At 71.9% G+C, this 21,036-nt stretch carries 19 protein-coding genes and 3 tRNA genes; 18 read left to right on the top strand and 4 right to left on the bottom strand.

From position 1 onward, the window contains the following. Window positions 1-8: 8 nt before the first annotated feature. The 3 genes from IEX69_RS07270 (at window position 9) to IEX69_RS07260 (ending at window position 4,006) form a co-directional block, all read left to right on the top strand. Entirely contained in the window at window positions 9-1,067 is a 1,059-nt protein-coding gene (locus IEX69_RS07270) for a polyprenyl synthetase family protein (RefSeq protein ID WP_085020380.1), read from the top strand. A 79-nt stretch (window positions 1,068-1,146) separates the two neighbouring features. Beyond that, on the top strand, window positions 1,147-2,499 hold the full coding sequence (locus IEX69_RS07265) for an FAD-dependent oxidoreductase (protein WP_085020379.1): 1,353 nt from the start codon (window positions 1,147-1,149) through the stop codon (window positions 2,497-2,499). Window positions 2,500-2,635: 136 nt separating this feature from the next. Further along, on the top strand, window positions 2,636-4,006 hold the full coding sequence (locus IEX69_RS07260) for an FAD-binding oxidoreductase (RefSeq protein WP_085020378.1): 1,371 nt from the start codon (window positions 2,636-2,638) through the stop codon (window positions 4,004-4,006). A gap of 603 nt (window positions 4,007-4,609) precedes the next feature. On the opposite strand, the gene IEX69_RS07255 is transcribed toward IEX69_RS07260, so the two are convergent. Then, the gene (locus tag IEX69_RS07255; protein ID WP_229756267.1) at window positions 4,610-5,251 is read right to left on the bottom strand and encodes an NUDIX domain-containing protein; all 642 of its coding nucleotides are present in this window, start codon (window positions 5,249-5,251) and stop codon (window positions 4,610-4,612) included. A 65-nt stretch (window positions 5,252-5,316) separates the two neighbouring features. Continuing rightward, complete coding sequence (locus IEX69_RS07250) at window positions 5,317-5,805, bottom strand: YajQ family cyclic di-GMP-binding protein (protein ID WP_085020377.1); 489 nt, start codon at window positions 5,803-5,805, stop codon at window positions 5,317-5,319. A gap of 73 nt (window positions 5,806-5,878) precedes the next feature. Here IEX69_RS07250 and IEX69_RS07245 point away from each other — a divergent pair, with 73 nt between their 5' ends. The 6 genes from IEX69_RS07245 to IEX69_RS07220 all read left to right on the top strand — a co-directional run bounded on the left by IEX69_RS07245 (window position 5,879) and on the right by IEX69_RS07220 (window position 10,504). Next, window positions 5,879-6,133 (top strand): type II toxin-antitoxin system Phd/YefM family antitoxin, encoded by a 255-nt coding sequence (locus IEX69_RS07245; RefSeq protein ID WP_085020376.1) that lies wholly within the window; start codon window positions 5,879-5,881, stop codon window positions 6,131-6,133. After that, entirely contained in the window at window positions 6,124-6,519 is a 396-nt protein-coding gene (locus IEX69_RS07240) for a type II toxin-antitoxin system VapC family toxin (protein WP_174604481.1), read from the top strand. The genes IEX69_RS07245 and IEX69_RS07240 overlap by 10 nt, the downstream gene beginning before the upstream one ends. 38 nt (window positions 6,520-6,557) lie before the next feature. Beyond that, window positions 6,558-7,328 carry a lysozyme family protein gene (locus IEX69_RS07235; RefSeq protein WP_157127246.1) on the top strand — a complete coding sequence of 257 codons (771 nt, stop codon included), beginning with the start codon at window positions 6,558-6,560 and terminating at the stop codon, window positions 7,326-7,328. Between the two features lie 73 nt (window positions 7,329-7,401). Then, window positions 7,402-7,483 (top strand) — tRNA-Tyr (locus IEX69_RS07230). A 139-nt stretch (window positions 7,484-7,622) separates the two neighbouring features. Then, window positions 7,623-8,462: an inositol monophosphatase family protein gene (locus tag IEX69_RS07225; RefSeq protein WP_085020374.1), complete on the top strand. Its 840-nt coding sequence runs from the start codon at window positions 7,623-7,625 to the stop codon at window positions 8,460-8,462. A gap of 167 nt (window positions 8,463-8,629) precedes the next feature. Further along, complete coding sequence (locus tag IEX69_RS07220) at window positions 8,630-10,504, top strand: M23 family metallopeptidase (RefSeq protein WP_188760942.1); 1,875 nt, start codon at window positions 8,630-8,632, stop codon at window positions 10,502-10,504. 1,003 nt (window positions 10,505-11,507) lie between these two features. Here IEX69_RS07220 and IEX69_RS07215 read toward each other — a convergent pair. Then, window positions 11,508-13,307, bottom strand: coding sequence for a glycoside hydrolase family 13 protein (locus IEX69_RS07215; protein WP_085020371.1), 1,800 nt, complete (start codon window positions 13,305-13,307; stop codon window positions 11,508-11,510). A gap of 204 nt (window positions 13,308-13,511) precedes the next feature. Here IEX69_RS07215 and IEX69_RS07210 point away from each other — a divergent pair. The 4 genes from IEX69_RS07210 to ligD all read left to right on the top strand — a co-directional run bounded on the left by IEX69_RS07210 (window position 13,512) and on the right by ligD (window position 15,979). Beyond that, window positions 13,512-13,583 (top strand) — tRNA-Thr (locus IEX69_RS07210). 29 nt (window positions 13,584-13,612) lie between these two features. Further along, a tRNA-Met gene (locus tag IEX69_RS07205) sits at window positions 13,613-13,686 on the top strand. Between the two features lie 179 nt (window positions 13,687-13,865). Beyond that, window positions 13,866-14,675 (top strand): TrmH family RNA methyltransferase, encoded by an 810-nt coding sequence (locus tag IEX69_RS07200; RefSeq protein ID WP_085020370.1) that lies wholly within the window; start codon window positions 13,866-13,868, stop codon window positions 14,673-14,675. 77 nt (window positions 14,676-14,752) lie between these two features. Then, entirely contained in the window at window positions 14,753-15,979 is a 1,227-nt protein-coding gene (ligD, locus tag IEX69_RS07195) for a non-homologous end-joining DNA ligase (RefSeq protein WP_085021538.1), read from the top strand. 154 nt (window positions 15,980-16,133) lie between these two features. Here the strand turns inward: ligD and IEX69_RS07190 are convergent, their stop codons facing one another. Continuing rightward, the gene (locus tag IEX69_RS07190) at window positions 16,134-17,060 is read right to left on the bottom strand and encodes a Ppx/GppA family phosphatase (protein ID WP_085020369.1); all 927 of its coding nucleotides are present in this window, start codon (window positions 17,058-17,060) and stop codon (window positions 16,134-16,136) included. 40 nt (window positions 17,061-17,100) lie between these two features. Between IEX69_RS07190 and IEX69_RS07185 the strand changes: the two genes are divergently transcribed. The 5 genes from IEX69_RS07185 (at window position 17,101) to IEX69_RS07165 (ending at window position 21,002) form a co-directional block, all read left to right on the top strand. Next, window positions 17,101-17,544: an FAS1-like dehydratase domain-containing protein gene (locus tag IEX69_RS07185; protein WP_085020368.1), complete on the top strand. Its 444-nt coding sequence runs from the start codon at window positions 17,101-17,103 to the stop codon at window positions 17,542-17,544. Continuing rightward, window positions 17,541-17,993: a MaoC family dehydratase gene (locus IEX69_RS07180; RefSeq protein WP_373284436.1), complete on the top strand. Its 453-nt coding sequence runs from the start codon at window positions 17,541-17,543 to the stop codon at window positions 17,991-17,993. The genes IEX69_RS07185 and IEX69_RS07180 overlap by 4 nt, the downstream gene beginning before the upstream one ends. Beyond that, window positions 17,993-19,135 (top strand): UDP-N-acetylmuramate dehydrogenase, encoded by a 1,143-nt coding sequence (locus IEX69_RS07175; protein ID WP_085020367.1) that lies wholly within the window; start codon window positions 17,993-17,995, stop codon window positions 19,133-19,135. Before IEX69_RS07180 ends, IEX69_RS07175 begins: the two co-directional genes overlap by 1 nt. Before the next feature lie 116 nt (window positions 19,136-19,251). Then, entirely contained in the window at window positions 19,252-20,247 is a 996-nt protein-coding gene (locus tag IEX69_RS07170; RefSeq protein WP_229756265.1) for an ATP-binding cassette domain-containing protein, read from the top strand. 2 nt (window positions 20,248-20,249) lie between these two features. Continuing rightward, entirely contained in the window at window positions 20,250-21,002 is a 753-nt protein-coding gene (locus IEX69_RS07165) for an ABC transporter permease (RefSeq protein ID WP_085020366.1), read from the top strand. Window positions 21,003-21,036 lie beyond the last annotated feature (34 nt).

Genomic DNA, 21,036 nt, shown 5'->3' with positions numbered 1-21,036 from the left:
TCGACACCGTGACTTCCAGCCTCAAGAGGGCGGTCGGCCGCCGCTCTGCGTCGCTGTCGCTGGCCGATCGCCTCTTCTCCACCGGTGAGGACCGCCGTACCGCAGCCCTCATCGAGGACGCGATCGACGCGCTGGAAGAGCGCCTCTCCGTCGAGTCCCGCTTCGCCGCGGGCCTGGTCGACGTGGTGGCCCGCTACCTGCTCGAGGCGGGCGGCAAGCGCGTCCGCCCGGTGCTGGCGTTCCTCGTCGCCCAGCTGGGCGACGGGATCACCCCCGACGTGCAGACCGCGGCGGCGTCCATCGAGCTCACCCACCTCGCCTCGCTGTACCACGACGACGTCATGGACGACGCCGACCAGCGCCGAGGTGTGCCGTCGGCGCAGAACGTCTGGGGCAACTCCGTCGCGATCCTCACCGGCGACCTCCTCTTCGCCCGCGCCTCGCAGCTGCTCGCGCAGCTCGGCGAGCGCGCCATCCGGCTGCAGGCCGACACGTTCGAACGGCTCTGCCTCGGTCAGCTCAACGAGACCATCGGTCCCGGTCCCGACATCGATCCGATCGAGCACTACATCCAGGTGCTCTCCGACAAGACGGGCTCGCTCATCGCCGCGGCCGGTCAGCTCGGCCTCATCTTCTCCAACGCGCCCTCGGCGTACGAGGAGCCGGTGCGCGTGTTCGGCGAGAAGGTCGGCGTCGCCTTCCAGCTCGTCGATGACGTGCTCGACCTCTCGCCCCACTCCGAGGAGACGGGCAAGCTCGCCGGGACCGACATCCGTGCCGGTGTCGCGACCCTTCCCGTGCTCTACCTGCGCGAGGCCGCGGTCACCGACGCCGAGGCGGCCGCCCTCCTCGAGAGGCTGACGCCGGAGGCCCTCGAGTCCGCCGACGCCGCGACCGCGGATGCGGCGATCACCGCGCTGCGTGAGCACGAGGTCACGCAGCGCACCGTGGCCGAGGCGCGCCGGTGGGCCGCCGAGGCGACCGCCGCTCTCGCGCCGCTGCCTGACGGCACGGTGAAGAAGACCCTCATCCGCTTCGCCGACACCGTGGTGGAGCGCACCTCCTGAATCCCGGATGTCCGCATGCCGGCCCAGGCCAGGCGAGCGGACATCCTCTCCGACCGACCCGACCGAACAAGGAACAGCCATGACCAAGCTCCGTCTGGCCATCGTGGGCGCCGGCCCCGCGGGCATCTACGCCGCCGACCTGCTCCAGAAGGCCGAGCGCCACTTCGACATCTCGATCGACCTGTTCGAGCAGCTCCCCGCGCCGTACGGCCTCGTGCGATACGGCGTCGCGCCCGACCACCCGCGCATCAAGGGCATCATCACCGCCCTCCGCGAGGTGCTCGACTCCGGCGTCATCCGCTTCTTCGGCAACGTGCGCTACGGCGTCGACATCACGCTCGACGACCTCAAGAAGCACTACAACGCCGTCATCTTCGCCACCGGCGCCATCCGCGACGCCGACCTCGAGATCCCCGGCATCGACCTCGCCGGCTCCTACGGCGCCGCCGACTTCGTGAGCTGGTTCGACGGTCATCCTGATGTGCCGCGCACCTGGCCGCTCGAGGCCGAGTCCGTCGCGGTGATCGGCAACGGCAACGTCGCGCTCGACGTCTCCCGCATCCTGGCCAAGCACGCCGACGACCTGCTGCCCACCGAGATCCCGGCGAACGTCTACGAGATCCTGAAGGCCTCGCCGGTCACCGACGTGCACGTGTTCGGTCGCCGGGGTCCCGCGCAGGTGAAGTTCACCCCGCTCGAACTGCGCGAGCTCGGCGAGGTGCCCGACGTCGATATGGTCGTCTACGACGAGGACTTCGACCTCGACGAGGCGTCGAAGGCCGCGATCGAGACGAACAAGCAGGTGTTCGTCATCAACAAGGTGCTGAACCAGTGGCGGGAGCGCGAGGTCGGGTCGGCGTCCCGCCGCCTGCACCTGCACTTCTACGCCAAGCCGCTCGAGGTCGTGGACGACGGCACCGGGCGGGTCGGCGCGATCCGCTACGAGCGCACCGAGCCCGACGGCGCGGGCGGCGTCCGCGGCACGGGCGAGATCCGGGAGATCCCGATCCAGGCCATCTACCGGGCGGTCGGCTACTTCGGGTCGCCGCTGGACGGCATCCCGTTCGACGACCGGCACGGCGTCATCCCGAACCACGAGGGTCAGGTGCTCGACGAGCACAACGAGATCATCCCCGGGGTCTATGCCACCGGCTGGATCAAGCGCGGCCCCGTCGGCCTCATCGGCCACACCAAGTCGGATGCGATGGAGACCCTCGAGCACCTCAAGCGCGACCAGGCCAACTGGTGGACCCCGGCCTCCCCGGAGGAGGAGTCGATCGAGGAGCTGCTGCGCTCGCGCGGAGTGGTCTGGACCGACATCGAGGGATGGCACCGCCTCGACCAGCACGAGCTCGCGCTCGGCGAGGCCGAGGGGCGCACGCGCATCAAGGTCGTCCCGCGCGACGAGATGGTGGAGATCTCCAAGGCCTGATCCCAGCGTCGGTCGCGCCCTCGCGGTGGGGGCGCGTTCGGGTGTGCGTGGCTGTCCCTGGGTTCGGGCCGTGCTGTCGCGGTGGGGTGCGTTCGGGGGCTGTCGCCGCGTCGGCCGCGTTCGCTACCGTTCGTGCATGGCACTCGCTCCTGCCGCCGTCGAGGCGCTCACCGCTGCCGTCACCGGGCCGGTCCTGTTCCAGGGCGACCCCGGCATCCCCGCCGAGATCGGGGCCTTCAACACCTTCCCCGCTCATAATCCCGAGGTGCTGGTCGCGGCCGAGTCGGAGGGCGACGTCGTCGCCGCGGTCAGGTTCGCGCTCGAGAACGACCTCGCCGTGCGCACGGTGTCCACCGGGCACGGGTCGCCGACGCCGATCGTCGACGGCGTGCTCGTCTCCCTGCGTCGCTTCCACGGCGTCTCGATCGACCCGGATGCGCGGATCGCCGTCCTCCGCGGCGGCACCCGGTGGGGCGAGGTGATCGAGGCCGCGGCACTGCACGGGCTCGCGCCCATCACCGGATCGTCCGCGACCGTCGGCGCGATCGGCTACACGCTGGGCGGCGGCCTCGGGCCCCTCGCCCGGACGTTCGGGTTCTCCTCCGACTGGGCCAGGGGCTTCCGCGTGGTGTCCGGCGAGGGCCAGGTCGTCGTCGCGAACGAGTTCGAGAACGCCGACCTGTTCTGGGCGCTCCGCGGCGGCAAGGGCGGCTTCGGCGTGGTGACCGAGATGACGGTCGAACTCGTGCCGCTCACGACGCTCTACGCGGGTTCGGTCCTGTTCGACGCCCCGCACATCGAGGCCGTGTACAAGCGCTGGGCCGACTGGAGCAGCGACCTGCCCGAGACGGTCACCACGGCGGTGGCGCTCGCGAGCTTCCCGCCGATCGAGGCCGTCCCCGAGCCGATGCGCGGCAAGACGCTGCTCGCCGTGCGGTACGCGTTCATCGGAGATGCCGCCGAGGGCGAGCGGCTGTTCGAGCCCATCAGGTCGGCCGCTCCTGTGTATCTCGACGGAGTGCGGGTCATGAGCCCCGCCGACGTCGCCGAGATCCACAGCGATCCCGCCGATCCCGGCCCCTCGTGGGACAGGGGCATGATGCTCGACCGCGTCGACGGCGCCTTCGTCGACACGCTGCTCGGAGCCATCGGGCCTGGGACGCACACGCCCATCATGGCGTGCGAGGTGCGGCGCGTCGGGGGTGCGACCGAGCGCGACGTCCCGGGCGGAAGCGCCGTGGGCGGCCGCGGTGCCGGGTACGCCCTGGTGCTCATCGGGGCGCCGGATCCCGCACTCTTCGACGCCGTGCTGCCGTCCGTGGCCGACGGCCTCACCGCCGCGCTCGCGCCGTGGGTCTCGGCGGTCACCACGCCGAACTGGGCCGGCGGCTTCGGCGTGCCGGGCACGTTCGAGGCGTCGTGGCCGGCGGACACCCGCGAGCGGCTCGCCGCCATCCGCGCCGACTACGACCCCGCGGGCCTCTTCCCCTTCGCCCCCTCCCCGTGACCGCCCCGCCCTGCGCCCTGCGCTCTGCGCCCTGCGCTCGGGTGCTCACCTCCCGAGCCTTCGCGCGAGAAACGCGGCGCGCCAGCTGACCGCGCGATTCCTCGAGTGCTCACTTTCCACGCCTTCGCGGGGGAGGTGGCGCCATTACTGAGCGTTCGATGCCCCCGCGGCGTACGCGCGGCGCTCAAATGCCCCGGAGATTTCTTGAGCGCTCACTTTCTGCACCTTCCCGGGGAGCTGGTGCTTTTACTGAGCACTCGCTGCCCGATGGGGTGCGTGCGGTGCGCGGGGTAACCCGGCCATTTCTCGAGTGCTCAGTTCCTGCACCTTTGTGGGGGAGTTGGTGCCGTTATTGAGCACTCGACACCCCCATGGCGTGCGTGCCGTGCCCGGGCTAATCCCGCGCGATTGCTCGAGTGCTCACTTCCCGCGCCTCCGCGCGAGAGGTGGCGCCAATACTGAGCGCTCGATGGACCCGTGAGGTGCGTGCGGCCCTCGAGGGAACCCCCCCCCAACTCCTCGAGTGCTCACTTTCCGCGCCATCGCGCGAGACGTGGCGCCGGAAGTGAGCTCTCGCGGCCCGGGACGGGCGGGCGGGCGGGGTCAGCGGGCGGGGGCGAAGGGGCCCGAGAGCACGGACCACTGCAGGAGCATGATGGTCTTCGCGTCGATCACGTCGACGCCGATGCGCCGGATCGCGTCGTCGACGTCGACCTCGACGACCTCGGTGTCCTCGCCCTCGTCGGCCAGGCCCGCGCTGGCGGAGACCGCCGAGTCGGACGCGTAGGGCGCCGCGTAGAAGAACAGCTTCTCCGTCACCGAGCCCGGGCTCATGTAGGCGGTGAACAGGAACTCCGGCTGCCCGATCTCGTAGCCCGTCTCCTCCTGCGCTTCGCGCCGGATCGCGGTCTCGGGATCGTCGTCGTCGAGCAGCCCGCCGGGCACCTCGAGCAGCATGCCGTCGGGATGCTCGTTCACGTAGGCCGGGTACCGGAACTGACGGATGAGCAGCACCGTGCGCCGCTCGGCGTCGTACAGCAGCACGGTGGCCCCGTCGCCGCGGTCGTGGGTCTCGCGCTCCTCGGTGCTCCAGTGCCCGTCGCTGTGCTGGAAGTCGAAGACGGCGCGCCGCTCGACGTACCAGTTGGCGCTGAGCAGCGTGACCTCGCGCATCCGCACCCGCGGGTTGCCCTCGAGGTCGAGGCCCGTGCGGTCGAGCCCGGTGCGCCCGCGTCTGTCGGGCACGTCCGCACCCGGCGTACCCGGCGCGGTGCTGCCGGCGCCCGCGCGTGCGGCGCCGTCCGCCTCCGTCACCGGAAGTTGAGGAACTGCAGGTCGACCTCGAGGTCGGCGCCCTTGAGCAGCGCGATGGTGGCCTGCAGGTCGTCGCGGCTCTTCGACGACACGCGCACCTCGTCGCCCTGGATCTGCGCCTTGACGCTCTTCGGCGCCTCGTCGCGGATGAGCTTGGTCACCTTCTTCGCGTTCTCCTGGTCGATGCCCTCCTTGAGCTTCGCCTCGATGCGGTACTCCTTGCCGCTCGCGAACGGCTCGCCCGCATCCAGGCTCTTCAGCGAGATGCCGCGCTTGATGAGCTTCGACTCGAACACGTCGAGGATGGCCTTGACCCGCTCCTCGCTGTTCGCCTTCATCAGCACCGTGTCGCCGGACCAGCCGATCGAGGCGCCGACGTTCTTGAAGTCGTAGCGCTGCTCGACCTCCTTGTGGGCCTGATTGAGGGCGTTGTCGGCCTCCATCTTGTCCACCTTGCTGACCACGTCGAACGATGAATCTGCCATGCCCTCGATCCTACCCGTCGAGTGATGCTCATCCTGGCGTTATCATCTAGCCAGGTAGGCGGGAGGATGCGAGATGGAGATGAATGTCCAGCAGGCGCGCGACAACCTGTCGCGGCTCATTGCCGCTGCCGAGGCGGGGGAGGACGTGACGATCACACGCCGCGGCAGGCCCGCCGTGAGGCTGGTCCCCGTGAGGGAGGAGTCCCCTCGGCGATGGAACGGCAAGGACCTGGCCGCCTACCTCGAGGAGGGCGGGAGGTTCCGCGGCACGATGACGGCGGACGAGATCCGCGACTACATCCACGGAGAGCGGGAAGCGTGGGACTGATCTACCTCGACAGCAGCATCGTGATCAGCGCCCTGCAGGACGCCGGAAGCCTCGGGAGGACGGTGCGCGAGGCGCTGGCGGCCACAGCGGAGATCCCCGCGACGAGCGACCTGGTCAGGCTGGAGTGCCGGGTGAGGCCGATCCGCGAGGGTGACTTCGCTCTGGCGACCGAGTTCGACAGGATCCTCGACGAGTTCGAGCAGCTGACGCTGGATTCCGACGTCTACAGGGTCGCTGCCGACATCCGTGCCCGCTTCGGTCTGAAGACCCCCGATGCCCTTCACGTGGCCGCGGCGCAGGTGCATCGCTGCGTCGCGTTCTGGACATCCGATCGGCAGCTCAACTCCGTGGTGGGAGCCATGAGGTTCCAGATGTTCGACGGCTGAGTCGGGGGACTGTCAGGGGCGCCTGATGGGATGGACGGGTGCAGCGGAGTCGTCGGGTCGTGGTGGTCGTGGGCGCGCTCATCGGGGCGGCCCTGGGCCTCGCCGGATGCGCCGGCTCGGATGGGGGCGGCTCGAGCGACGCGACGACGGGGGAGACGCATCCGCCCGTCGCGGAGGCGACCCGCACCGATGTCGCCGCCTTCGACCCCGACACCGTCTCCGACGGCGGTCCGCTCACGACCGACCTCGTCGACCCCGCCTGGCTCGACGCGACAGCCACCGCGACGGGCATCCCGCGTCGTGCCCTGGAGGGGTACGCCGGCGCCGCGCTCGCGGTGGCCGACACGGATGCCGGGTGCCACCTGGGGTGGAACACCCTGGCGGCCATCGGCTGGGTCGAGTCGCACCACGGCACCATCTTCGACGGCGAGATCGGGCCCGACGGCCGGACCACGGCGCCCATCTTCGGCGTGCAGCTGAACGGCGGCGGCTTCCAGGAGATCCCCGACACCGACGGCGGCGCGGTCGACGGCGACACCGAGTGGGACCGCGCTGTCGGACCGATGCAGATCGTGCCCGCCACGTGGGCCGCCTGGGCCGCCGAGGCGAACGGGGACGGCGTGCCCGACATCCACAGCATCGACGATGCATCCCTCACCGCCGCCGACTACCTCTGCTACACCGGCGGCGACCTCTCGACCGAGGCCGGATGGCGCGACGCGATCGCGGGCTACAACGAGTCGCCGGCCTACCTCGACGAGGTGCTCGACTACGCCATCCGCTACGCGCAGGCGGCAGACCAGGGCTGATTTCGCACATCCGCATCGTCCGGGTATCCTTGACCAGCGCAATCGCTCCGGGTCCTGATCCGGGGAGCGCATTGGCGAGTTACCCAAGCGGCCAAAGGGATCTGACTGTAAATCAGCCGGCGTAGCCTTCGGGGGTTCGAATCCCTCACTCGCCACGCGTCGAGTTCGACCGCGAACGGCCCCCAGCCATGGAGCACCATGGCGGGGGCCGTTTCTCGTCTCGCGGCGGTTCCGCGACGCCCCGCTATACGCTCGAAGGACTCGAGTCACCCGCTGAGCCGTCAGGAGCACGTCATGACCGACGCCCCCACCCCGTCCCCCGAAGAGCTGCTCGACCTCGCGCGGACCATCGCGCTCGACGCCGCAGAGCTGGTCGCCCGGCGACGCGCGGAGGGCGTCTCGATCGCCGCGAGCAAGTCCTCGCAGGAGGACGTCGTGACGTTCGCCGACCGCGAGTCGGAGACCCTCATCCGCACCGCGCTGGCCGAGGCGCGTCCCGACGACGCGTTCTTCGGCGAGGAGTCCGGGGGAGCGGAGGGGAGCTCCGGCATCACCTGGGTCGTCGACCCGATCGACGGCACGGTGAACTACCTCTACGGGATCCCCGCCTACGCCGTGAGCATCGCCGCCGTCGAGGGCGGGATCGATGCCGACTCCTGGCGCGTGCTCGCCGGAGTGGTGGTCAACCCCGCGCTCGGTGAGGTGTTCAGCGCCTCGCTCGGCGGTGGGGCGTACCTGGGCGACCGGCGTCTGCACTGCAACACCTCCGTGGAGCCCTCGCAGGCCCTCCTCGGCACGGGGTTCTCGTACACCGCCGAGGTGCGCGCGCGGCAGGGCCAGTTCGTCGCGGGGATGCTGCCGATCGTCCGCGACATCCGGCGGGCGGGCGCCGCGGCCCTCGACCTGTGCTCCGTGGCCGCGGGTCGTCTCGACGCCTACGCCGAGCGCGGGCTCAACCCGTGGGACTACGCGGCGGGGTCGCTGATCGCCCGCGAGGCCGGGGCCTGGGTCGGCGGGTTCGACGGCGCGCCGGAGAGCGGGACCTGGATCATGGCCGCCGATCCCGAGCTGCTCGGCCAGCTCGAGCCGACCATCCGCGAGCACTACGACCGGGCCGGGCTCGGCAGCATCTGAGGCCGCCCGCGAGGGCGTGGGAGCGTTTCCATGAAAACGCAGGGAGCCTTCGCCTCGCCTCGCATTCTCGACAGGGCCTATGTAGCCTTGTGTAATCCCTCCGGCGGCATCCCCGAAGCGCGCTGCGCTGCCGTCCGGAATGACGAGAACCGGAAGCTACTCCAACAGTGCCGCACAAGACTCCACGCCCGGGCGAGTCGTCGCCCGACCCCGAGTCGACCGCCCGTACCCACCCCTTCCCGTCCCGCCGTTCCCTCCGTGCGCTCGCCCGAGACGCTGACACCGACCTCGCGCCCAGCGAGGTGACGCTGCGCCGCGCCGGTCGGCGTGTGCGCACCGTCGACACCGTCCTCGGTGAGGTCCCGGATGCGGGCCAGCAGGCGCCGGCGAGCGCCGAGGTGCCCGTGTCCGATCCCGCGGGTGCGTCTGCGGGGGCCGGTGCTTCGGCGGCCGCGGGCGCTCGTGCTGGTGGGGCCGCTTCGACGTCGGCGGGTGCTTCCGCTCCGGCGGGGAGCGCGTCGTCGGAGGGTGTTTCTGCGGGGGCTCCTTCGTCGTCGGCGGGTCCTTCCGTGTCCGGCGCCGCTCCCGCGTCCGCAGGCGGGTCCCCGGCCTCGCGTCGGTCGCGTCGCGAGGCGCGGCAGACGGCTCGTCAGCCGGAGCGCGACGAGGTCGCGGCGTCCCTGATCGCGGCGACCCGCCCGCACACGCAGCCCAGCTCGGAGCGCGGCGCATCCGTCGCCGCCCAGAAGGACGACGCCTCCACGGCCACGTCGCCGAGGGCCGCCGGCCCGCGGACGGCCGCACAGACCCCGACGGCCGAGCCCTCGACGCCGCGGCGGTCCGGCGGCCGACGCGCATCCGGCTCGTCGACCGACGACATCGAGCGTCCCGCGGGCGGCCGCCGCGCCGTCGTGTCGACGCCGACGACCGCGATCCCGATCATCACCCCCGAGCAGGCCGCCGCGGCGAAGACCCCGGCTCGGATCACCATCACCCCGCTCGACGACGTCGAGGTCGTCCGCGTTCCCGACGTGGCTGCGCCCGCGGCGCCGCAGACGCCCCTCGTGCCCGACCTTCCGTCCGGTGCGGATGCGGGCGGCACGGCCCCCGCCCTGCCCGCGACCACGCCGGTGCGCCGCGCCCGCCGTGCCCGGACGGACGCCGAGGGCAACGTCATCGTCGACCCGCCGATCCCTGCCGAGCCCGACCCGGTCGTCCAGGCGAAGCGCTCGAAGTCCGGTCGTCGACGTGCCTCCGCCCCCGCCGGGCCGCCCCCGGGAGCCGACCAGAACCCCGCCGACCAGCCGCCGCTGAGCCGCCGTGCGCGCCGCTCCACGATCGTCCGCGTGGGCGTCTCGACGCTCGGCATGCTGTTCGCCGCCGGGCTCGCCGTCGGCACGTCGCTCCCCGCCTCCGTGTTCAGCGCGTCGGCGCTCGACTCGGGCATGACGATCGCCGACGTGGCGCCCGGACTCGAGGGGCAGGCGTTGACGACCGCCGCCGACGCCGGCGCGGCCTCCGTCGCCCGAGACGGCTACAGCGTCACCGACCTCAAGCAGGTGGCCGCGGCGTCCGGCATCCGGATGGCGAACACCTTCGTCAACGACCCCACGAGCGCCGTGCAGTGGCCGTTCCCCGTCGGCGTGCCGATCAGCGACGGCTTCGGGCCCCGCGAGTCGCCGGGCGGCATCGGCAGCACCGACCACAAGGGGGTCGACTTCACCCCGGGCCAGGGCACCGCGATCGGCTCCATCGCCGACGGCGTCGTCTCGACGGTCGTGCCCTACGACGGCGGCGGGCTGGGTGTCTACGTGATGATCGACCACGTGATCGACGGCCAGAAGGTCACGAGCGTCTACGGCCACATGCTCACCGGCTCCATCGAGGTCGAGGTGGGCCAGGCCGTGAAGGTCGGCCAGCAGATCGGCCGCGTGGGCAACACGGGCACCTCGACGGGCGCGCACCTGCACCTCGAGATCCGCCTCAACGGCACCACCCCCGTCGACCCGTACGCCTTCCTCGAAGCCCACGTCGGCGCCTGACCCCGCCCCCGCGTACAGCGCAGGTGCGTGCGCGTGCGGCTCTTCGGGTGCGAGTGCACCCGGAAAGCGCGGCTGAGCGTCCCCGCGTCCCGCGGCTTCTGGGTGTGCTCGGCCGCATCCGCCGGGCTGACGCACGCCGGCGGCCATGCGGCACGGCGCGGCCGGATCGAGCACACCCAGGAACCGCGGCACGGGAGCCTTGGAAGCCGTGGCTTCTGGGTGTGCTCGGGCGGGTCCGCCGGGCTGAAGTACCCGGGCGGCCGTGCGGCGTGGCGCGGTCCGTCGGAGCGGGGCGGGATCGAGCACACCCGGGATGCGTGGCCGGGCGGCCTAGGAAGCCGCGGCTTCCGGGTGCGCTCAGATTCGTCCGACGGGCTGACGCACCCGGCCGGCCGCGCGGCGCGGTGCGGCGCGTTCCACTGGAACGGATCGGGATCGAGCACACCCAGGAAGCGCGGCCGGGCGGCCTCGGAAGCCGCGGGTTCTGGGTGTGCTCGGGCGGGTCCGCCGGCTGACGCGCCCGGGCGGCCGTGCGGCGCGATCTGCCGGAGCGAATCAGGATCGAGCACACCCGGGAAGCGCGGCCGGGCAGCTCCGGAAGCCGCCGGTTCTCGGTGCGCTCAGGCTCGTCCGACGGGCTGACGCACCCGGACGGCCGTGCGGTACGGCGCGTCGCGGTCTACCGGAGCGGATCGGGATCGAGCACACCCGGGAAGCGCGGCCCGGCGGCCTCGGGAGCCGCGGCTTGTGGGTGTGCCCGGGCTCCTCCGCCGGGCTGACGCACCCGGCGGCCGTGCGGCGCGGTTCACCGGAGCGGTGCGGGAGTGAGCACACCCAGGAAGCGCGGCCGGGCCGCGTCGGACGCCGCGGGTTCCGGGTGTGCTCGGGCTCGCCCGACGGGCGGGTGCGCCCCACCCGCGCACGACGCACCGCCCTCACGTGAACAGCCGCGCTCCCCCGCACGCACACGCACACGCACGCGCGGGGGAGCGCGACGCGCGCGCTACGCGGCCGTGCGGATCCAGACCGTGGTGTCGGCGGGGAGAGCCGCCTCGGAGAGCGGCTCGCTCGCGAGGAGGAGGTCGCCCACGGGCAGCTCGACGGGAGTGCCGCCGAGGTTCGCGATCACCGTCACACCGCCGTTCGTGAACGCCAGCACGTCGTCGCCGTAGCCGGGCAGCCAGGCGAGCTCGCCCGTGCCGAGCGCTTGCGACGACCGCAGGGCGAGGGCGAGCTTGTACAGCGACAGCGTCGACTCGGGGTCGTCCTCCTGGGATGCGCGGGCGTAGCCATCCCAGTCCCGCGGCTGCGGGAGCCAGCTCGCGGCGGAGCCCGCCGGCCCGAAGCCGTAGGTCGCCTCGCCCGGCTCCCACGGGATCGGCACGCGGCATCCGTCGCGCCCGTAGCGCTCGTGGTTCGTGCGGAACCAGGTGGGGTCCTGCCGGGCCTCGTCGGGCAGGTCGATGACCTCCGGAAGGCCCAGCTCCTCGCCCTGGTAGACGTAGGCGCTGCCCGGCAGGGCGAGCATCAGGGCGGATGCGGCCCGCGCGCGGCGCAGACCGACGACCGGATCCGGCAGGCCGGGGGAGTCGGGGCCGATGCCGTGCCCCTGCGGGTTCTCGGCGGTGAGCGCGAGGCGCGAGGCGTGCCGCACGACGTCGTGGTTCGAGAGCACCCAGGTCGACGGCGCGCCGACCGTGGCGAACGCCGCGATCGACCGGTCGATGACCAGGCGCAGCTCGGCCGCATCCCACCCGGCGCTCAGGTACGTGAAGTTGAAGGCCTGCTGCATCTCGTCGGGCCGCACCCAGAGGGCGAGCTTCGTCAGCGGCTCGACCCAGGCCTCGGCGCAGAGCACGCGGTCGCCCTCGTACTCCGACAGCACCGAGTGCCAGGCGCGGAAGATCTCGTGCACACCCTCCTGCGCCCAGTACGGCGGGGTCGGCGGATCGAGCGCGGCGTTCGCGTCGATCTCGGGCTCGAGCCCGACCACGCCGCCGCCCATGCTGCCGGCGTCGGCGGGTGGGGTGTAGTCGGGAAGGCCGTGCGCCTTCACCATGCCGTGTGCCACGTCGACGCGGAACCCGTCGACACCGCGGTCGAGCCAGAAGCGCAGGATGTCCTCGAACTGGGCTCGCACCCACGGGTTCTCCCAGTCGAGGTCGGGCTGGCTGCGGTCGAACAGGTGCAGGTACCACTGGCCGGGGGTCCCGTCGGGGTTCGTCGTGCGCTCCCAGGCCGGCCCGCCGAACACCGACTGCCAGTTGTTGGGCGGGAGGTCGCCGTTCGGACCCTTGCCGTCGCGGAACAGGTACCGCGCCCGCTCGGCGCTGCCGGGCGCCGCGGCGAGTGCCTCGCGGAACCACGCGTGGTCCCACGACGTGTGGTTCGGGACGAGGTCGACGATCACCCTGATGCCGAGGCCGTGCGCCGTGGCGAGCAGTGCGTCGAAGTCGGCGAGCGTGCCGAACAGCGGATCGACGTCGCAGTAGTCGGCGACGTCGTATCCGGCGTCGTGCTGGGGCGAGGTCATGAAGGGCGACAGCCAGATCGCGTCGATCCCCAGCTCGCCGAGGGCGGGCAGCCGGCGCGTGATCCCGGGCAGGTCGCCGATCCCGTCGCCGTCGCTGTCGCTGAACGAGCGCGGGTAGATCTGGTAGATCACCGCGGACCGCCACCACTCGCCGCCCGTGCCGACGAGCGTGGCGGCGGGCTCGGCCGAGACGGCGGGGTCGCCCGTCGTCACCTCGACGATGTCGTCGGATGCGGGCGCTCCGGATTCCGGGGTGTTCGCGATGGTCATGCAGAAGACCCTACTGGCTGGGCGTGTGCGAGCCCTCCGCGCACGGCTCCCTGTGGACAGGGATCGCGGCGGCATCGGTGAGTCGGATGCCCCCAGGAGAGCGGTGAGGCGAGCGCAGGTCGAGGTCGTCGAGACGGGCCCGCGGGAGGTGCTATCCTCTACTGGTGCCTGCGGGCGGGTCGGTCGATCCGGCGCGTGCAGTGCGCCCCCTTAGCTCATTGGTAGAGCACTTCCTTGGTAAGGAAGAGGTAGTGGGTCCGATTCCCACAGGGGGCTCCGGTCTCCGGTTCGCCGAAGACGACCGTGGCGGGATAGCTCAGTTGGTTAGAGCACACGGCTCATAATCGTGGGGTCGCGGGTTCAAGTCCCGCTCCCGCTACAAAACCCCCGAGATCTCGCCATCTCGGGGGTTTTTTCCTTGCCCCTGCGGCCCCCGCCACGCCCACCGCGCCATATCGAGCGCTCATTCCTGGCGGCATCCGCGCCAGGATCACGCGGGACGTGAGCACTCGACGCCGCACTGCGACGCCGGGGCCCGAGGCTGCGTACGATGAGCGGGTGCCCGTCGTCCCCGTCACCTCGCTGGACGACCCGCGGCTCGCCGACTACGCCCACGCGACCGACGTCGCGCTGAAGAAGGCGCGGGGCACCGAGCACGGGCTGTACCTCGCGGAGTCGCTGCTCGTCATGCAGCGCGCCCTCGCGGCGGGCCACGTCCCGCGCAGCGTGCTCGCGCTCGGCACCAGCGGGACCGAGGCGCTCGAGGCGCTCCGCGCATCCGGACACCCCGACGTGCCCGTCTTCGTCGGACCCGGCGAGCTTCTCGCCGAGCTGACCGGGTACCTCCTCCACCGCGGCCTCATCGCGTCGATGAACCGCCCCGCGCTGCCCACCGCCGACGAGCTCCTCGACCGCACGGAGGCGCAGCGGATCGTCGTGGTCGAGAACGTCGTCGACCCCACGAACGTCGGCGCGATCTTCCGCTCCGCCGGGTCGATCGGGGCGGATGCGGTGCTGGTCACGCCACGGTGCAGCGACCCGTTCTACCGCCGCGCCATCCGGGTGAGCATGGGCACCGTGCTGCAGGTGCCGTGGACCCGCACGGACGACTGGCCGCAGCTCGAGCACACCCTGCACGCGCGCGGCTTCGAGGTGGCGGCGCTCGCCCTCACCCCGGATGCGGTGAGCCTGCGCGAGTACAGCCCACCCGCCCGGGTGGCGCTGGTGCTCGGCACCGAGGGCGAGGGGCTGACGCCCGAGGCGCTCGCCGCATCGGATGTGCGGGTGCAGATCCCGATGCTGCACGGCATCGACTCCCTCAACGTCGCCGCCGCCTCCGCCGTCGCGATGTGGGCGGTCAGCGGCTGACGCGCATCCGCCGACCCGCCCCGACCACGCGACGCGACGCCCTCGCCCCCGAGGGCGAGTCGGACTACGGTGACGGCATGCCCTCCACGACGCCGGCCGAGATCCTCGAGGTCGAGGGGCGCGAGGTGCGGATCTCGAGCCCGACGAAGGTGGTCTTCCCCGACGCGGGCCTGACGAAGCTCGACCTCGTCCGCTACTACCTCGCCGTGTCCGACGGCGCCCTCCGCGGGGCGGGCGGGCGTCCGATGGTGCTGAAGCGCTACCCGAAGGGCATCGACGTCGAGCCGTTCTTCCAGAAGCGGGTGCCCGAGAACCACCCCGACTACGTCGGGACCGCGACCCTCCACTACGCCCGCGGAACCTCGGCGGAGGAGGCCGTCATCCGCGACGCCGCCGGGCTCGCCTGGGTCGTGAACCTCGGCTGCCTCGACCTCAACCCGCATCCGGTGCGCGCCGAGGACCTCGACCATCCCGACGAGCTCCGGGTCGACCTCGACCCCATGCCGGGTGTCGAGTGGTCGCAGATCGTCGACGTCGCCCTGATCGCGCGTGACGTGCTCGACGACGTCGGGCTCGTCGGCTGGCCGAAGACGAGCGGATCGCGCGGACTCCACGTCCTCGTCAGGATCGCCCCCGACTGCGACTTCGCGGCGGTGCGCCTGGCGGCCGAGACCCTGGCTCGCGAGGTCGAGAACCGTGCACCGGGGCTCGCCACCGCCCGGTGGTGGAAGGAGGAGCGCGGTGAGAGCGTCTTCGTCGACTTCAACCAGAACGCCAAGGATCGTACGGTGGCGTCGGCGTACTCGATCCGTGCCCTGCCCGATGCCCGCGTCTCCACGCCGCTGACGTGGGACGAGGTCCGGGTGAGCCGCCCCGAGCTCTTCACCGTCCGCACGGTCGCCGAGCGCTACGCCGACATCGGCGACCCGCACGCGGGCATCGACGGCGCCGTCGGGTCGTTGGATGCGCTGCTCGCGCTCGCGGAGGAGCTCGGCCCCGCCGAGAAGCCACCGCGCGGCACCTCGCGCGACGGGCGACGCACCTCGACGATGCCTCTCATCGAGGTGGCGCGCACGAAGACCAAGCCCGAGGCCCTCGCCGCGCTCGACGAGTGGCGCTCGCGCCATCCGGACGCCGACGCGGCCCTGCACCCCGCCGACGTGCTGGTGGACGGGATGCGCGGCTCGTCCTCGCTCTGGTACCGCGTGCGCGTGAACCTGCAGCACGTCCCCGAGGAGCTTCGCCCCTCGCAGGAGCCCCTGCTCGCGGACTACGACCCCTGGGCCGGCCGCACCCCCTCCTGACCCGCCCCCGCCACCCCTTCCCTCCCTTTCGCCATGCTCGTGACCTTTCGCCACGTGCATGCGGGTGGCGAAAGGCCAACAGCATGGCGGAACGCAGGGCGCGCGAGGCGGCGCGGGCGGGGTGCGGGGGCCGCGAGCCGCGTGCCGCGAGCCGCTACAGCGAGTCGAGGTAGCGGAGGAGGATGCCCTCGCGGAGGGCCCAGGGGCTGACCTCGAGCTCCTCGACGTCGTACAGCTTCATCACGGAGTGCAGCACGATCGCGCCGCCCACGATCTGGAACGTGCGGTCAGGCGTGATGCCCGGCAGCAGCTGACGGGCGGAGGCGTCGAGCTGCCCGAGCCGCGGGATCCAGTCCTTCAGCTCGGCGCGCTTCAGCGTCATCCGCTCCTCGCCGGCCGCCCCGACGGACGTCGACCCGGCGAGGCGAGCCAGCGAGCGGATGGTCTTCGACGACCCGACGACGTGGTCGTAGGGCCCTGTGCCCTCGAACAGCGGGAGCGCATCCGCTCGCATGACCTGCCGCGAGTGCGCCCGCAGCTCGAGCATCTGCTCCGGCGTCGGCGGGTCGGTGGGGAAGAACTGCACGGTCGTGCGCCCGGCGCCGAGCGGCAGCGACACCGCGACCTCGGGGATCTCGTCGCGTCCGGCGGCGATCTCGAGCGATCCGCCGCCGATGTCGAAGAGCAGGATGTTGCCGCTCGACCAGCCGAACCAGCGGCGGATGGCCAGGAACGTCAGTCGCCCCTCGTCGGCGCCCGAGAGCACCCGCAGCTCCACGCCGGTCTCCTCCTGGATGCGCGCCAGCACGGACTCCCCGTTCGCCGCCTCGCGCAGCGCGGACGTCGCCATGGGCAGCAGCTCCTCGATGCCCTCGCGCTCCGCGACCGCGACCGCGTCGGCGATCGCCGCGACGATGGCGGCGACGCCCTCCTCGCTGATCGCGCCGTCGGGCTGCAGGTACCGCATGAGTCGCAGCACGGACTTGTGCTCCGCCGCCGGGACGGGCCGGGCTCCGGGATGGGCGTCGACCACGATGAGGTGGACGGTGTTGGATCCGACGTCGAGGACTCCGAGGCGCACGCTCCGACCGTACCGCAGCGCGCATCCGTAGACTGGACCCGTGCCAGTGAACCCCGATCTGGTCGGTCGCGCCTTCGAGCCGGTCGGCCCCTACCTCGTCGGACGCGAGAAGGTGCGGGAGTTCGCTCGCGCCGTGTTCGCGTCGAACCCCGTTCATGACGACGTCGTCGCGGCCCAGGATGCGGGCTACCGCGACCTGGTCGCACCGCCGACGTTCGCCGTGGTGCTGCAGCAGCTCACGCTCGACCAGCTGCTCGCGAGCGACGACACCGGCATCGACTTCGAGCGCGTCGTGCACGGCGAGCAGCGCTTCACCTCGACCCGGCCGATCGTCGCCGGCGACGAGCTGACGGCGACGCTGGCCGTGACGAGCGTCAAGACGCTCGGCGGCAACGCGATGGTGACGAGCGAGTCCGAGATCCGCGACGCCGACGGCGAGCACGTCGTGACCGCGATCTCGACGCTCGTGGTGCGAGGGGAGTGACTGTGGCCGACGAGATCATCGTGCACCCGTACGGCGTGGGAGACGTCGTCGCGCAGGCGACGTACGAGCTCACCCGCGACTCCCTGGTGCGGTACGCGGGCGCCTCGGGCGACTTCAACGACATCCACTACCGCGACGACGTCGCCGAGCGCGTCGGGCTGCCGGGCGTGATCGCGCAGGGCATGCTCACGATGGGGATCAGCATCCAGCCCGTCGTCGACTGGCTCGGCGACCCCGCGAAGGTGACCGACTACCAGGTGCGGTTCACCCGGCCCGTGGTCGTGCCTGCCGAGGGCGCGGCGATCGTGGAGGTCGTCGCGACCATCAAGGAGATCGACGAGGCCGCGGGCACCGCCCGGGTCGACCTCACCACGACGTTCGACTCCGCCACCGTGCTGGGCAAGGCGCAGGTGCGTGTCGTGCTCCCCGTCGGGCCGTCCCTGTCCTGATGCGGTCGGCCGACGACGCCCCTCTCGCTCCTCTGACCACGATGCGGGTCGGTGGGCCCGCCGCTCGTCTCCTCGAGCCCGAGACCGAGCAGGAGCTGCTCGACGCGGCGCGCGAGGTCTGGGACACGGGGCTCGACTGGTTCGTGCTCGGCGGCGGCTCGAACGTCGTCGCGGGCGACGACGGGTTCGACGGCACGGTCATCCGGGTGGCGACGACCGGCATCGCCCCGGTGATGTCGAAGGTCGGCTCTGTCCGCCTCCGGGTGCAGGCCGGCCACTCGTGGGACGACCTCGTCCGTCACACCGTCGAGCAGGGCCTGGCCGGCATGGAGGCGCTCTCGGGCATCCCGGGATCGGTGGGCGCCTCGCCCATCCAGAACATCGGCGCGTACGGCCAGGAGGTCGAGTCGTCCATCGTCTCGCTCGACTTCCTCGACGCTGCGACCGGCGCGGTGCGACGCATGCAGCGCGACGAGCTCGAGCTCTCGTACCGATCCAGCGTGTTCAAGCGCGGGCTCGAGGGCGTGGTCCTCTCGGTCACCTTCGAGGTGGCGGATGCGGGCGACGGCCTCTCCGGCCCGGTGCAGTACGCGCAGCTGGCGTCGGCGCTCGGCGTGCAGGTGGGCGACCGGGCGCCGCTGTCCGAGGTGCGTGCGGCCGTGCTGGCCCTGCGTGCGTCGAAGGGGATGGTGCTCGATGCCTCCGACCCCGACTCCGTCAGCGCGGGCTCGTTCTTCACGAACCCCATCGTGACCGAGCGGTTCGCCCGGACCCTCCCCGGCGACGCCCCGCGCTGGCAGGTCGAGCCCGAGGAGCCCGCGGTGGTGGTCCCGCTCGGCGAGCTCGTCGACGGGATGGAGATCCCCTCCGTCGACGACCGCTCCGCCGCACCGCCACCGGCGGAGTACCACGTCAAGCTCAGCGCCGCGTGGCTGATCGAGCACGCCGGCATCCGCCGCGGCTTCTCGCTCCCGGGGTCGCGTGCGGCCGTCTCGTCGAAGCACACCCTCGCCCTGGTGAACCGCGGCGGTGCGAGCGGGGACGAGATCGGACAGCTGGCGCGGTACGTGCAGGGCCGGGTGCTCGCCGAGTTCGGCGTGCTGCTGCAGCCGGAGCCGCTGTTCGTGGGGCACTCGCTCTAAGCGTCCTCTCCCTCGCTCTCACGTTCGCACCATCAGGACCGAAACGGACCTGTTGGCGCGACAGGATGTCGGATGTCGGCGGAGACCGACATGATGTCGACGATGAGAGGAGCGCCATGACGTCCGCATCCACGGGGATGATCAGTGCTAGAGGCCTCGCCCGCACCTTCGCGGGTCGGGGGAAGGACAAGACGCCGGTCCAGGCCGTCGTGGGGGTCGATCTCGACGTCGCCGACGGCGAGATCGTCGGCTTCCTCGGCCCGAACGGGGCGGGGAAGACCACCACGCTGCGCATGCTCACCACGCTGCTGAAGCCCACCGCGGGCACGGCGACGGTGGCGGGCTACGACGTCGCCACGCAATCGCACCAGGTGCGCCGCAGCATCGGCTACGTCTCGCAGAGCGGCTCCACCTCGCCCGAGGCGCGAGCCGGCGAGGAGGTCGTCGACCACGGCATGCTCTACGGCATCAGCCAGAGGCAGGCGGAGGCGCGGGGGCGCGAGCTCTTCGATCAGCTCGACCTCGAGGGGCTCTGGGATCGCCAGCCGCGCGCCATGTCGGGCGGCCAGCGGCGTCGCCTCGACATCGCGATGGGGCTCGTGCACGACCCCCGCCTGGTGTTCCTCGACGAGCCCACGACCGGGCTCGACCCGCAGGCGCGGGCCAACCTGTGGACGCACATCTCCGCACTCCGCACCGAGCGCGGGTCCACCGTGTTCCTCACCACCCACTACCTCGACGAAGCCGACGCGCTCTGCGACCGCATCCTCGTGATCGACCACGGCGCGATCGTGGCCAGCGACACCCCGGATGCGTTGAAGCGGCAGGTCTCGGGCGATCTGGTGGTGCTCGCCCCCACCGATCCGGGCCGCGCGGCGGAGGTCGCGGCGCTCATCGACGCCGTCGCCGACGGCGAGGTCGAGGTCGCCGGGGTGCAGGGCGGTACGCACGTCAGCGGCCGCGTGCGCGACGCGGGCCACCAGGTGCCCGGGCTGCTCCGCGCGCTCGACGCCGCCGGCATCGCCCTGGAGTCGATCGAGGTCAAGCGGCCGACCCTCGACGACGTCTTCCTCTCCCTCACCGGTCGATCCCTCCGAGAGGAGAACTCGTAGTCATGTTCTGGAGAGACACCTTCATCGTCTTCCGTCGTCAGCTCCGCATGGCGGTGCGCAACCCGGCCTGGGTGATCATCGGGCTGATGCAGCCCATCCTCTACCTGGTCCTGTTCGGCCCCCTGCTCGAGCCCCTCGCCGGTACGCTCGGCACGCAGAACGCCTACACGCTCTTCGTGCCGGGGCTGCTGGTGCAGCTGAGCATCTTCGGGTCGCTGTTCGCGGGCTTCAGCCTCATCTCGGAGTGGCGCTCCGGGGTGATCGAGGCGGAACGCGTCACGCCCGCCTCGCGTACCGCGCTGCTGCTCGGGCGCATCCTGCGCGATGTGCTGCAGCTGCTCGTGCAGTCGGTCGTGCTGGTCGCGCTCGCGTTCGCGTTCGGGCTCACCGGGTCGGTGCCGGGCATGATCGTCGGGCTCATCCTGGCGGTGCTGCTCGGCGGCGCGTGCGCGGCGGCATCGAACGCGCTCGCTCTCACCACCAAGAGCGAGGATGTGATGGCCCCGCTGCTCAACAGCATCGCCCTGCCCGTGCTGCTGCTGTCGGGCATCCTCCTGCCGATGACGATCGGGCCGCAGTGGCTGCAGACGGTCAGCGACTTCATCCCCACCAAGTACATCGTCGATGCCGTGCGCTCCCTGTTCGTGGGCGACGTCTTCACGCTGACCACGCTGTGGGGTGTGGTGTGGACGGTGATCCTGGTCGTGCTCGGGCTCTGGGTGGGCACGCGGACGTTCCGCAAGGAGAACGCCTAGCGGCCCGCTCGGGCTCGTTGCGCTCGGCGGCGCT

Source organism: Cnuibacter physcomitrellae, from assembly GCF_014640535.1.
GTDB classification, from domain to species: domain Bacteria; phylum Actinomycetota; class Actinomycetes; order Actinomycetales; family Microbacteriaceae; genus Cnuibacter; species Cnuibacter physcomitrellae.
The sequence above is the reverse complement of the archived record's forward strand: the minus strand, read 5'-3'. Positions and strand labels throughout refer to the sequence as shown.

Excerpts from the sequence above, each read along its gene's own strand:
- IEX69_RS07265 (WP_085020379.1), top strand. The coding sequence starts at position 1,147 with ATGACCAAGCTCCGTCTGGCCATCGTGGGCGCCGGCCCCGCGGGCATC.
- IEX69_RS07260 (WP_085020378.1), top strand. The coding sequence starts at position 2,636 with ATGGCACTCGCTCCTGCCGCCGTCGAGGCGCTCACCGCTGCCGTCACC.
- IEX69_RS07250 (WP_085020377.1), bottom strand. The coding sequence starts at position 5,805 with ATGGCAGATTCATCGTTCGACGTGGTCAGCAAGGTGGACAAGATGGAG.
- IEX69_RS07245 (WP_085020376.1), top strand. The coding sequence starts at position 5,879 with ATGGAGATGAATGTCCAGCAGGCGCGCGACAACCTGTCGCGGCTCATT.
- IEX69_RS07225 (WP_085020374.1), top strand. The coding sequence starts at position 7,623 with ATGACCGACGCCCCCACCCCGTCCCCCGAAGAGCTGCTCGACCTCGCG.
- IEX69_RS07215 (WP_085020371.1), bottom strand. The coding sequence starts at position 13,307 with ATGACCATCGCGAACACCCCGGAATCCGGAGCGCCCGCATCCGACGAC.
- ligD (WP_085021538.1), top strand. The coding sequence starts at position 14,753 with ATGCCCTCCACGACGCCGGCCGAGATCCTCGAGGTCGAGGGGCGCGAG.
- IEX69_RS07175 (WP_085020367.1), top strand. The coding sequence starts at position 17,993 with ATGCGGTCGGCCGACGACGCCCCTCTCGCTCCTCTGACCACGATGCGG.
- IEX69_RS07170 (WP_229756265.1), top strand. The coding sequence starts at position 19,252 with ATGACGTCCGCATCCACGGGGATGATCAGTGCTAGAGGCCTCGCCCGC.
- IEX69_RS07165 (WP_085020366.1), top strand. The coding sequence starts at position 20,250 with ATGTTCTGGAGAGACACCTTCATCGTCTTCCGTCGTCAGCTCCGCATG.